Consider the following 13,366-nt stretch of genomic DNA (forward strand, 5'->3'; position numbering starts at 1 on the left):
ATTTACAATGCCCAAATTTAAAAAAACTAAAGTCCAGCATCGCTGCGTAATTCATCGGCTTTATCTGTCTTTTCCCAAGGGAATTCATTGCGTCCGAAATGTCCATAGGCCGCCGTCGCTTGATAAATTGGACGCGCCAGATCCAACATTTCAGTCAAACCATAAGGCCGTAAATCGAAATGCTGTCGCACTAATTCAATTAACATGTCGTGCGACACTTTCTCTGTACCGAAGGTTTCAATACTGATAGAAGTTGGCTCAGCCACACCAATGGCATAAGACACTTGTAATTCACAACGCTCAGCAAGACCCGCAGCAACAATGTTTTTCGCTACATAACGTGCAGCATAAGCGGCACTGCGATCCACTTTAGAAGGATCTTTACCCGAAAATGCACCACCGCCGTGTCTTGCCATACCGCCATAAGTATCAACAATAATTTTACGACCCGTTAAGCCACAATCCCCAACTGGCCCACCAATAACAAAACGGCCCGTTGGATTAATGAAATATTTTGTGTCACGGCTTAACCATTGCGCTGGTAAAACAGGCTTAATGATGGTTTCCATCACACCTTCAATTAAATCGGCTTGTGTCACGGTCTCACAATGTTGAGTCGATAACACAATAGCATCGATACCCGCAATTTTACCTTCACTATCATAAGCAAAAGTCACTTGGCTTTTTGCATCTGGGCGTAACCAAGGTAAGGTACCATCTTTACGAACTTCTGACTGACGCTTAACCAATTTGTGCGCATAAGTCACAGGCGCAGGCATTAATACATCAGTTTCATTACTGGCATAACCAAACATAAGACCCTGATCGCCCGCACCTTGTGCTTTAGGATCTTCACGATCAACACCTTGATTAATATCAGGAGATTGCTTACCTATCACATTTAAGATTGCACAAGAATCAGCATCAAATCCCATATCAGAATGAACATAACCGATATCACGAACCGTTTTACGGGTGATTTCTTCTATATCAACCCACGCAGACGTCGTGACTTCACCGCCAACCATTACCATGCCGGTTTTGACGTAGGTTTCACAAGCAACACGCGCTTTTGGATCTTGCTCCAAAATAGCATCAAGGACCGCATCAGAGATCTGATCGGCGATTTTATCAGGATGACCTTCTGAGACCGACTCAGAGGTAAACAAGTGTTTTGCCATTATGGAAAATCCCGTCTTATTACAATTTGAATGTGTAGAAGTATCTACATCTAGACGTCTATCTTAGTAGAAATCCTCAACAGTTAACAGCCTTAAGCATTAAAAATTCTTAAAACGAGTTCAATTTTATTGAGAATGAAACAACAAAATAAAAAAATAAATCATAAACAATCATAACGTTAGAATTAACTTACTTTCCAACCATAGCATTATGGAGACAAGCTAATATCATGAATGACTTCACTTAAAAATAATCTATGACGTTCACTTATGAAAGTAAAAATGAACCAAAATCAATAAAATATGACCTATTTTGTGAGTTACAAGTATATTTTTCTATACTTAAATTAACTTTTATTTAGTCTTTAATAGGCCATAATCAACTTGAGAATGTTATCCCGCTCTCCCTTTAACTTACTCGCCTATGGGTTGTCTTTAATCAGTTACATGACCTTAGTGCTATCGATCCCATTGATCAGTACGATTGCAGAGGCATTAGACGTGAGTATCAATCAAATACATTTAGGCATAAGCTTATTGTTTTTCTTATTTTCACTTTCCGCCATCATTTTTAGTCTGTTATCTGATATTTTTGGCGCTTACTTTACACTGAAATTTGCCCAAATCACGTCTCTATCTGGCCTGTTACTGCTTGCTAACGCCAATAGTCTCAGCTTATTTTATACTGGCTGTATTCTAATCGGCGCGGGAACGGGTTGCTATTCACCTATCGGTCGAGCACTGCTGTTACGGCATACCATCGCGCCTAATGCCATTAAAATCTTTACTTCAAAAATATCTATCTGCATTATTCTTGCGCCAATATTGTCTTCTATTTTAGCCCGAGGCATGATTTTTATCGATTGGCATTATGCTTATTATTGTATGTTCATTTTAGAAATTGGCTTACTCATTGTTTCACAAAAAATCTTAAAGAAAGATCAGCAACAACTGATTTTAATCCACAATATCAAATCTTCACTGTTGCATTGTTTGTCTAAAAAAAGTTTTGTACTAAACACCCTATCAACAGGTATTGGCTATGCTGTTTTCATGCAAACAATCATGGGCAACACGCAAAATATACTAAATGAAATCAAACAATTATATTCAATCAACTGAATGGGATCGTACTGGGATTAAGCCTGATGTATATTATCGGTATATTTACCTTTAAAAAAGGTATCCATTTAAATGCATTACCGACAATACGACTCTTTATCGTGGTGATTTTTCTACTCGGCAGCATCCTTTTATCCTTATCGGGATCAAATTTGATACTGTCTATCCTTGCCCTCTATATTATCAGTTTTACGATTGGTTTCTTAAATCCCATGTCCAGTAGTTTTGCGATGGCAAACATCACCCAAGGCCAAGGTATGGCCGCAGCCTTACTCACTTTCTCATTTGCATTAATCTCGAGTCTTTATAGCTTTTCTCAAGCGGATCTCATGCTGTCTAATACTCAATTTACCCTCGTTTCCCTGTTCACCTCCTTTGTGTTTTTATTATTCATCGCCGTATCCCTTATTCGTTATAAATTTGACTAAATTTTCACTACTTCTACTCACTTTGAAGCAAATGCAGCTCTCTTAGCATTTACGTAAAGTTTGTTATCATTTAATCAGATTCGACATTAAAAGTTAACATATTGAATTTATTTAAATAAATCACCATTTATCACTTTTTTAATAAAAAAAGTCGAATAAAGCGCGATAAGATAACTAATTTCATTTGCGTCCTACAGCCTAGTAAGAGAAAATATGCCTCCATAATTGCAGACTACACCTCAATATAAGCAGGAGAGATCATGTCATCTCGTAAAGAACTCGCAAACGCTATCCGCGCACTTAGCATGGACGCTGTTCAAAAAGCAAACTCTGGTCATCCAGGTGCTCCGATGGGCATGGCTGATATTGCTGAAGTTTTATGGCGTGATCACCTAAGCCATAACCCTGCTAACCCTGAATGGGCTAACCGTGACCGTTTTATTCTATCTAACGGCCATGGCTCTATGTTGCATTACTCGCTATTACATCTTGCGGGTTATGATTTACACATCGAAGATTTAAAGCAGTTCCGTCAACTACATTCTCGTACACCCGGCCACCCAGAATACGGCTATGCTCCAGGTATCGAAACAACCACGGGTCCTCTAGGTCAAGGGATCACTAACGCCATCGGCATGGCCATTGCTGAGCGTTCATTAGCAGCCCAATTTAACCGTGAAGGCCACAGTGTAGTCGACCATTTCACTTACTCTTTCATGGGTGATGGCTGTTTAATGGAAGGTATTTCTCATGAAGCCTGCTCATTAGCCGGTACCTTAGGTCTCGGTAAACTCATTGCCTTTTGGGATGACAACGGCATTTCTATCGATGGTGACGTTGAAGGCTGGTTTACTGATGATACAGTAAAACGCTTTGAAGCCTACGGCTGGCATGTTGTTGCCGGTGTTGATGGTCACGACAGTGAATCCATTAATGCAGCAATTGAAGCAGCTAAACTCGATCCTCGTCCAAGTTTGTTATGCTGTAAAACCATTATCGGTTACGGCTCGCCCAATAAAGGTGGCAGCCATGACTGTCACGGCGCACCATTAGGGGATGCTGAAATTCAAGCGGCTCGTGAATTTTTAGGTTGGAAGCACGCTCCTTTTGAAATCCCAGCGGATATTTATGCTCAGTGGGACGCGAAAGAAGCTGGCCTTGCAGCAGAGCAAGCTTGGGATAAAGAGTTTGCCGCGTATAGCGTCGCTTACCCAGAACTTGCCGCTGAACTTAAGCGTCGTACTTTAGGTGAGCTGCCAGCAAACTTTGCTGCAGAGTCAAAAGCCTATATTGAAGAACTACAAGCTAACCCAGCCAATATTGCATCACGCAAAGCGTCACAAAATGCATTAGAAACCTATGGTAAAATGCTACCCGAATTCATCGGCGGCAGTGCAGATTTAGCCCCGTCTAACTTAACCATATACTCAGGTTCTAAGCCTATAACGGCTGAAGATGCATCGGGTAACTACTTACACTATGGTGTACGTGAATTCGGAATGTCTGCCATTATGAACGGTATTGCACTACATGGCGGTTTTGTTCCTTATGGTGCAACCTTCTTAATGTTCATGGAGTATGCTCGTAATGCCCTGCGTATGGCGGCGATTATGAAGCAACGTTCTATTTTCGTTTATACCCATGATTCTATCGGTCTAGGTGAAGATGGTCCAACCCATCAACCTGTTGAGCAAATTGCATCCTTACGTTTAACACCTAACATGAGTACTTGGCGCCCTTGTGATCAAGTTGAATCAGCTGTTGCTTGGAAATATGCGATTGAGCGTAACGATGGTCCAACAGCATTGATTTTCTCTCGTCAAAGCCTGACGCAACAAGCCCGTAGCAGTGAGCAATTAGCTAACGTTGCTAAAGGTGGTTATACCTTAATCGATTGTGAAGGCACACCTGATGTGATCTTGATTTCCACCGGTTCTGAAGTTGACCTAGCTGTTAAGGCACAAAAAGAACTCAGCGCCGCAGGTCATAAAGCCCGCGTTGTCTCTATCCCTGCAACGGATGTATTCGACAAGCAAGACGCAGCTTATAAAGAATCAGTATTACCGAGTCAAGTGGCTAACCGCGTCGCGATTGAAGCGGGTATTGCCGATTACTGGTATAAGTATGTGGGCCTCAATGGTCGCATCATCGGCATGACGACCTTTGGTGAGTCTGCGCCAGCCAATCAGCTTTTTGAAATGTTTGGTTTTACTGTCGATAACGTCGTTGCCGCCGCTAAAGAGTTACTTTAACTCAATGGCGCAACTTGATTTAAGCATGCTACGACAAAGATGTCTGTTAACATCTTAAATCTATACCCAAGCTACCTGAAAGTGGACGTTTTTACTGGCTCCCTATGGGCTGACTCTTACCATTAAAGAGGGAAGCCTTTTATGCAGCGTTACTGAACATCCGCTTAGAATAACTAGGCACTCTGTTCAGCTGACCATTATGGATGATGGGAATGTCAGTTAATGCTGCAGGGAGCAATTAACGACCTTGCCTATGAAGGCTTTTAATTCCAGCTGGATCCTGCATCTTCAGGTGGCTTGGGTATCAAACGGCTTACCTTAGAGTAGGCCGTTATTTTATCTCTCGTAAAAAATAGATATACTCAAGCAGCATTAAGAATTGAACGTTGAGAATAAAGGTAATAAAGCATCATGATCCGAGTCGCAATTAATGGGTATGGCCGTATAGGACGCTCTATTCTTCGTGCTGTTTATGAGTCTGATAAACGCGATAAAATACAAATAGTGGCTATTAATGAGCTGGCTAAACCCGAAGCCATGGTGCATTTAACCCAATATGACACCACCCACGGACGTTTTCATACTCAAGTAAAACTGCAAGACAATCAAATGCAGATTGGTGATGATAGCATCAGTTTACTGCATCAAGTCGACGCCTCTAAGCTTCCTTGGGAAGCCATGGATATTGATATTGTTTATGAAGCCACAGGCGTGTTAAACAGCAAACAAGCTTGTCATGCCCATATTATCGCTGGGGCTAAGCAAGTACTGATCAGCAACCCCTCTAGTGCAGATGTCGATGCCACTATCATTTACGGGGTTAATGAACAAGAATTAACGGCCCAACATACTATCGTTTCTAATGCCTCTTGCACCACTAATTGCGTCATTCCCGTTATCGATGTATTGGATAAGCATTTCAAGGTCAAAAGTGGCGCCATCACCACCATACATTCGGCCATGAACGATCAACAAGTCATCGACGCTTATCATGACGATCTTCGTCGTAGTCGTGCAGCAGGCCAATCTATCATTCCTGTCGACACTAAACTGGCTCGTGGTATTGAACGTATTTTACCGCACATGAAAGATAAGTTTGAAGCCATCTCCGTTCGCGTACCGACCATCAATGTGACGGCTATCGACTTATCTTTAACACTCGAAAAGTGCGTTGATATTGACACTATCAATAGCGTATTACTCGAAGCCACCTTGGGGCAATTTAACGGCATTGTCGGCTACACCAATGAGCCATTAGTGTCTTGTGATTTTAATCATGATCCCCGCTCCAGCGTGGTCGATGCAACGCAAACCCGTGTGAGTGCTGGCCATTTAATTAAACTTTTACTTTGGTGTGATAACGAATGGGGGTTTGCTAATCGCATGCTCGACACCAGTTTAGCCATGATCCATGCCAAACGCAGGGATCTCACCCATACGAACCCATAGAATTCAACGATTTCTTAAACCTTAAAGGAAGCTTACGTCATGGCTATTATTAATATGAGTGATTTAGATCTTCAATCTAAACGTGTACTCATTCGTGAAGATCTCAATGTCCCTATCAGTGACGGAAAAGTCACCAGCGATGCTCGCCTGCGTGCAGCCTTACCCACGATTAAGCTCGCCCTTGAAAAAGGCGCAGCCGTGATGGTGATGTCTCACCTTGGCCGTCCAACAGAAGGCGAGTTTGACGCTAAATTCTCTCTGAAACCGGTTGCCGATTACCTCAATAATGCCTTAGATTGCCCCGTCCGTTTAGCGAGTAATTACCTTGACGGTGTCAAGAGCAATGTCGGTGAAGTCGTGGTCTTTGAAAATGTTCGTTTTAATATTGGTGAAAAAATCAACGATGATACATTAGCGCAAAAAATGGCGGCCCTCTGTGATGTCTATGTGATGGACGCATTTGGTACGGCACATCGTGCCCAAGCCTCTACTCATGGTGTTGGCTTACATGCCCCGATTGCTTGCGCGGGTCCACTATTATCCGGTGAGCTCAATGCCCTTGGTCAAGCGCTTAATAACCCAGCCCGTCCGATGGTTGCCATTGTCGGTGGCTCTAAAGTCTCAAGTAAACTCACTGTATTAGAAAGCTTATCAGGCATAGTGGATCAACTTGTTGTCGGCGGCGGCATCGCCAATACCTTTATTGCCGCAGCGGGTCACGGCGTCGGTAAATCGTTATATGAAGCCGATTTAGTCGATGAAGCTAAGCGCTTAGTCAGTCATGCACAAAGCCGAGGCGGCAGTATTCCCGTCCCGACCGATGTCGTCGTTGCCAATAAATTTAGTCCAACGGCAACAGCAACATTAAAAAAAGTTGCTGATGTCACCAGCGATGAAATGATTTTTGATATTGGCCCAGACAGCAGTGAAGTACTGGCTAACATTATCAGTAAGGCTGGCACTGTGGTTTGGAACGGCCCCGTCGGCGTGTTTGAATTTGATCAATTTGGTGCGGGCACCGAACGTATTGCAAAAGCGATAGCAGAGTCAAAAGCATTTTCCATCGCTGGTGGGGGTGATACACTTGCAGCCGTCGATAAATACGGTATCGCCGATCAAGTCTCTTATATCTCCACCGGTGGCGGTGCCTTCCTTGAATTTCTCGAAGGCAAAGAATTACCCGCTGTGGCCATGTTAGAAAGCCGCGGCAGCGAGTCACTCAATAGCAAACACAAACAAGTTAACTAGCAAAACAATATTATAAAAAATCGTGCTCAGTGATAAGTGGGACCACTCACTACCTGAGCACAACAATCTATCCAAACGACTTGAGTATCACGATAATGGACATCGCTAATAACCTTTGTCACCCTACTACTTGGAGCACAAAATGGCTTTAATTTCTTTGCGTCAAATGTTAGATCATGCAGCTGAACACGGATATGGCGTACCTGCCTTTAACGTCAATAATTTAGAACAAATGCGCGCCATTATGCAAGCTGCCGAAGCCTGTGACAGCCCAGTCATCGTTCAAGCTTCTGCGGGGGCACGTAAATATGCCAGACCCCAGTTTTTAAAATACCTGATGGCGGCCGCATTAGAGCAATATCCTGATATTCCAGTTTGTATCCATCAAGATCACGGCACTCATCCCGATGTGTGTCAACGCTCCATTCAGCTAGGCATGTCATCAGTGATGATGGATGGCTCTTTGATGTCTGACGGAAAAACCCCCGCCTCTTATGAATACAACGTCGATGTCACCCGTAAAACGGTGGCTTTCGCTCACGCTTGCGGCGTATCGGTTGAAGGCGAAATAGGTTGTTTAGGCAGCTTAGAGACCGGGCAAGCCGGTGAAGAAGACGGCATTGGCGCTGAAGGGATCTTAAGCGAAGATCAAATGTTGACGACTCCTGAAGAAGCGGCACGTTTTGTGGCCGATACCCATGTGGATGCTTTAGCGATTGCTATCGGCACCAGTCATGGGGCCTACAAATTTAGCCGCAAACCGACCGGTGATGTACTTAGAATCGATCGTATCAAAGAAATTCATGCGCGTATTCCTAACACGCATTTAGTGATGCACGGTTCATCCTCTGTACCCCAAGAGTGGTTAGAGATCATTAACCAATACGGCGGTGCTATCCCCGAGACCTACGGCGTGCCTTTAGAAGAAATCGTTGAAGGGATTAAACATGGGGTACGTAAGGTCAATATTGATACGGATCTGCGTTTAGCCTCAACGGGCGCTGTGCGTAAATTTTTGGCTGAAAACCCAAGTGAATTTGACCCACGTAAATTCTTAAAAGCCTCAATGGATGCCATGGCCGCCATTTGTACTGAACGCTATCAAGCCTTTGGCAGTGCCGGCATGGGCTCTAAAATTAAACCTCTGTCACTGCAAGCCATGTACAAAGCTTATCAAGCAGGTAATTTAGACCCACAAATTAACTAAGATCTTTGGTTATTATGACTAGCGCCCTTAAGAGCATCGTACTCAGATGCTCTTTTAACAACCAGATTGAAAACTGCGTGTCACTCCAAGCAAACAAGGTTAATAATTCAGGTTGTTTTAGCTCCAAGCGGGTATGAAAGTCACTTTAAACCGTTAATGGTGCAACGCTATGGACAGGACACACCAACTGACAATCATCACCAATACTAAAGTATGACACTTATTTAAATTCTATTCATTAGATCAGATCAATATCATACTCAAAGCCCATTTAAGCGGCCTCATCTTCTGCTATTATTTTCTCTCATATGGCGGTAACCCTTGGATTTGTGAGTGAGTCACTTAACTAATATCCCTGCTTTATTCAGTTTACTCATTTTAAAATAAGTATTTTAGAATCAGGGCCTTTGTGCAAGACATCGTCATTAAATGGAATTACTTAAACTGTTGAATGTAAAGGTATTATCATGATTAATTATTATACCAAGTCTCAATCACCACGCTTGTTTGCCTTGATTGCTGTGCTGGCCCTGTCATTGACGGGCTGTGGAAGCGACAATGATAGCCAGACAGATAGACCTGATGTTATTGATAACCCTGTTTCTGATGACACTGTTTCTGATGACACTGTTTCTGATGACACTGTTTCTGATGACACTGTTTCTGATGACACTGGTAGCAAAGGCAGTGATGATATTAGGCTTACCGCCTTGCCTTATATTGTTACGGCAAAGCAAGGTGACATTTTATATCTTGATTTAACACAAATTTTGATGGATAACAATATCAATGATTGGCAATTGATTGAGCTAGAAGATAAGGCGATGTTAGGCGTATTGTCTAAGCAAACGGATATGACGTTTGATTACCATACTAATGCTGCAGGCGTAGGCACGATTAACTATACCGTGAGTGCTAATGGCGTCACAGTGAGCTCATATATAGCGATTGCGGTGAGTGGCACAGCTCCCAACAATAATCCACCGGTTGCGGCGCATATTAATCTTGAAGCCTGGGGGGATGATGTGATTAGCACTGACTTACGTGATTATATCAGCGACAGTGATGATGACACATTGACTATCCTTGGCTTAATGGCTGATTCTGAAGGTTTTGCTTTATTGGGTAATGGTGAGCAGGTGACTTTTACTGCTGAAGGGTTTATTGGCAGAGAGCAAGCGATATACAGTATCGAGGATGGCCGCGGAGGTTATGCTTTGGGGTATATCACAGTGATCTCGAGCGATATGAGTCCATTGGAGCCTAATATCGTCCCGACAGCCCAAGATTATGCGCATGTCATATCAGGTGGAAAAGAGGCAAGCTGGGAGATTGATTTATCTGCCCTTAAGCTGATTAATGATGCCGACGGCGATGAATTGAGTCTGAGTCATCTTTATACGGCAAATGAGCGCGCGACCATAGTCGGAGACACACTCATTCATTATAGCCCTGATGATATTCAAGGCATAGATTATTTTATTTACGTGATCAGTGACGGTAAGGGCGGAGAAGCACAGGGTAAAGTCACCATAGAAGTGAGCCCTGTGCTGGCTGAAATTACCGATATCACGATTGAGACCTTGGCCGATGGTTCACTCGCGGCTAAGGTGACGTGCCCGAGCTGTCTTACTGAAGACTATGCCTATACCTGGATTGTTAATGACTTGACTGTGAGCACTGAGGCCGTTTATATGCCCCATGCGAGTGATGCGGCGCATTATATTCGCTTAGAGGTCGCAGTCGTCGGGGATCAGGCTCAAGTGGTGCCCAGTCAGCATGTGGTTTACGGGCCAACTGAGGTGGTTATTTATGCAAATTACGGTGCTTACGCGGCCTTAAAAGCCGATGCCACGGTCGTGACATGGGGGGAGATGGATACTGGTGGTGATAGTAGCAGTGTCGCTAGTGAGCTGACTGATGTTACGGCAATTGAGTCAACTACATATGCTTTGGCGGCATTAAGAGAGGATGGCACTGTCGTGACATGGGGGGATATGGATACTGGTGGTGACAGCAGTGCGGTGGCTGATAAACTGGTGAATGTCAAAGCACTCTATGCCAATAACGCCGCTTTTGTCGCGCTGAAGGACGATGCTAGTGCAGTGGCATGGGGCAGAAGTGAATCTGGTGGTGACACGAGTGCCATCACGGACAAACTTGTTAATATTAAACACATTTACTCTACTGGCGAGGCTTTTGCTGCCCTAAAAGCCGATGGCACGGTGGTGACATGGGGAGCTGTTGATTCTGGTGGTGATAGTCTCAACGTGGCGCCTGACTTGACAGATGTTCAAGTAATCTATGCGACTAATAATGCGTTTATCGCCGTCAAGGGCGATGGCAGCGTGGTGGCTTGGCCTGAAAGTAATATTAGCAGCAGTATTGAAAGCCAATTGATGGGGGTCAAAGCTGTTTATTCAACGAATGATGCCTTTGCGGCACTAAAACAGGATGGCGCCGTCATTACATGGGGAAATGATGATAATGGAGGAGACAGCAGCAGTGTGGCCAGTAAACTCAATGATGGTGTCATAGCCATTTATTCTAATAAGGCCGCCTTTGCCGCACTGAAGCAGGATGGTACTGCGGTGAGCTGGGGAGCAAGGGTGTCTGGTGGTAATAGCAGTGCTGTGATGGGGCTGTTGAATAATATTAAAGGTATCTATTCATATGACAATCACTTTGTCGCGTTAAAAGAGGATAACAGTGTGATGCTGTGGGGGAATCCAGATGAGCTAGGCAATAACGTTGCACAGGTAGCGGTTAACGTAAAAGCGGTTTATTCAAATAGGTTAGCTTTTGTTGCCGTAAAGTATGATGGCAGCGTGGTGACGTGGGGGGACCCTAATTACGGTGGTGACATCAGTGACGTTGCTGGCACGTTGTTTAATGTGAAGAAGGTCTATTCGACTAACTACTCCTTTGCCGCTGTCAGAGAAGATGGCCAGGTGATCGTATGGGGTCAGAGTAATGCTGGTGGAGATGCGAGTGCTGTAGCTGACGCGTTATTACCGACGCCTTTTAAGAGTTTAATTGAAACCTCGATTACACCTTAGATATTACATCACGAATATTTCACTCACCCATGATGCTGTCATTGAGTGAGTGGTTTTGTCATAATCAGCTCCGACAACAAGCAAACAATAACTTACTACGCATCTCTTGGTAAGCCTTTTTCGATACTGCGGATCACCCTTTGGGTTTTACGACTGCTGCTGACTATCTGGCTCGTTGCTTTTATTTGTTGTTGCGCGATGGCCCAGTCAATGTGCTCAACCACGATTTCATCAACCTCAGCAGATATTTTTCTCTCAAGTAACGCCGATACGATATTATCACTAGCAGGGGCATTACCTAATGCAATAGCAATATTGCGTAACCAACGCTTATGGCCAATACGTCGAATGGCGCTGCCTTCGGTTAATGTTAAAAATGTCTTTTCATCCCAAGCAAATAAACTCAGTAAATCAGGTTGCTTGAGCTGCGAGCGTGTATGAAAATCAGTTTCAGTTGTTAAAGGGGCTGCGGCATTAATAGGGCAGACTAATTGGCAATCATCACAGCCATAAATACGATTGCCTATCAAGGATCTGAACTCTTCTGGAATGGCACCTTTGAGTTCAATGGTTAAATAAGAAATACAGCGGCGGCCATCGACCACATAAGGTGCAACGATCGCATTGGTCGGGCAAGATTTAATACAGGCCACACACGTATTACAGCCCTCAACGACTGGAATATCCACAGGCAAAGGTAAATTAATAAAGAGCTCCCCTAAAAAGAACCAGCTGCCCGCTTCTTTATTCAAAATAAGGGAATGTTTTCCTGTCCAACCCAAGCCTGCTTTTTCTGCGAGTGGACGTTCTAATACAGGTGCTGAATCCACAAAGGGGCGAAAATTAGGTTTATGCAACCCTAATCTGATCAGTTCGGCTTCAATTTTGTGACCAAGTTTTTTCAACCGATTACGAATGAGCTTATGATAATCTCGCCCTCCTGCATAACGAGAGATATAGCCTAGATTAGGATCGCATAAATTATAGGCAAACCCCGCTTCAGGCGGTAGATAATCCATACGCGCAGAAATCACTCTAATAGTACCTTCATGCAATTCACTGGGTCTGGCGCGCATCATGCCATGTTCAGCCATGTAGCCCATTTCACCGTGGTAACCTTTATCCAGCCAAGCTTGTAATGTAGGCTCTTCACTTTTCAGTTCGGTATCACAAATGCCAATTTGCGCAAACCCTAGTTCTTTCCCCCACTCCTTTATTTGCAGAGCAAGTTGACTTAATAAAAGTGGATCCACTTGAGGATATAAATTAACGGATGAAATAGAAGGCGTACTGTCTGACATGTTCTGCTTAGCAAGAAATATAATGACTCAATAATAACAGTTATTGCGATATAGCCAAACTTATCCAAGCAATGGCGTTCAACAAAAATAACGCACGATTCTCCTCCTTGAGAAACGCT

At 43.7% G+C, this 13,366-nt stretch carries 9 protein-coding genes and 1 pseudogene; 7 read left to right on the forward strand and 3 right to left on the reverse strand.

What is annotated here, in order from left to right; genetic code table 11:
* Positions 1-26: 26 nt before the first annotated feature.
* Complete coding sequence (metK, locus tag L2764_RS00120; RefSeq protein ID WP_248938206.1) at positions 27-1,181, reverse strand: methionine adenosyltransferase; 1,155 nt, start codon at positions 1,179-1,181, stop codon at positions 27-29.
* A gap of 390 nt (positions 1,182-1,571) precedes the next feature.
* Between metK and L2764_RS00125 the strand changes: the two genes are divergently transcribed.
* The 6 genes from L2764_RS00125 (at position 1,572) to fba (ending at position 8,887) form a co-directional block, all read left to right on the forward strand.
* On the forward strand, positions 1,572-2,303 hold the full coding sequence (locus L2764_RS00125; protein WP_248938322.1) for an MFS transporter: 732 nt from the start codon (positions 1,572-1,574) through the stop codon (positions 2,301-2,303).
* Positions 2,304-2,329: 26 nt separating this feature from the next.
* Positions 2,330-2,731, forward strand: a complete 402-nt coding sequence (locus L2764_RS00130) for a hypothetical protein (RefSeq protein ID WP_248938207.1) — start codon at positions 2,330-2,332, stop codon at positions 2,729-2,731.
* 260 nt (positions 2,732-2,991) lie between these two features.
* Positions 2,992-4,983 carry a transketolase gene (tkt, locus tag L2764_RS00135; RefSeq protein ID WP_248938208.1) on the forward strand — a complete coding sequence of 664 codons (1,992 nt, stop codon included), beginning with the start codon at positions 2,992-2,994 and terminating at the stop codon, positions 4,981-4,983.
* A 411-nt stretch (positions 4,984-5,394) separates the two neighbouring features.
* The gene (gene epd / locus L2764_RS00140; protein WP_248938209.1) at positions 5,395-6,432 is read left to right on the forward strand and encodes an erythrose-4-phosphate dehydrogenase; all 1,038 of its coding nucleotides are present in this window, start codon (positions 5,395-5,397) and stop codon (positions 6,430-6,432) included.
* A 39-nt stretch (positions 6,433-6,471) separates the two neighbouring features.
* Complete coding sequence (locus L2764_RS00145) at positions 6,472-7,680, forward strand: phosphoglycerate kinase (protein ID WP_248938210.1); 1,209 nt, start codon at positions 6,472-6,474, stop codon at positions 7,678-7,680.
* Positions 7,681-7,822: 142 nt separating this feature from the next.
* On the forward strand, positions 7,823-8,887 hold the full coding sequence (fba, locus tag L2764_RS00150; RefSeq protein WP_248938211.1) for a class II fructose-bisphosphate aldolase: 1,065 nt from the start codon (positions 7,823-7,825) through the stop codon (positions 8,885-8,887).
* 70 nt (positions 8,888-8,957) lie between these two features.
* On the opposite strand, the pseudogene L2764_RS00155 reads toward fba, so the two are convergent.
* Positions 8,958-9,086: pseudogene (locus L2764_RS00155) on the reverse strand (tRNA epoxyqueuosine(34) reductase QueG); the annotation flags it as partial.
* Between the two features lie 268 nt (positions 9,087-9,354).
* Here L2764_RS00155 and L2764_RS00160 point away from each other — a divergent pair.
* Positions 9,355-11,946 (forward strand): Ig-like domain-containing protein, encoded by a 2,592-nt coding sequence (locus L2764_RS00160; RefSeq protein ID WP_248938212.1) that lies wholly within the window; start codon positions 9,355-9,357, stop codon positions 11,944-11,946.
* Positions 11,947-12,041: 95 nt separating this feature from the next.
* On the opposite strand, the gene queG is transcribed toward L2764_RS00160, so the two are convergent.
* Complete coding sequence (gene queG / locus L2764_RS00165; protein WP_248938213.1) at positions 12,042-13,247, reverse strand: tRNA epoxyqueuosine(34) reductase QueG; 1,206 nt, start codon at positions 13,245-13,247, stop codon at positions 12,042-12,044.
* Positions 13,248-13,366: the final 119 nt, after the last annotated feature.

The organism is Shewanella surugensis, assembly GCF_023284005.1.
GTDB lineage: Bacteria > Pseudomonadota > Gammaproteobacteria > Enterobacterales > Shewanellaceae > Shewanella > Shewanella surugensis.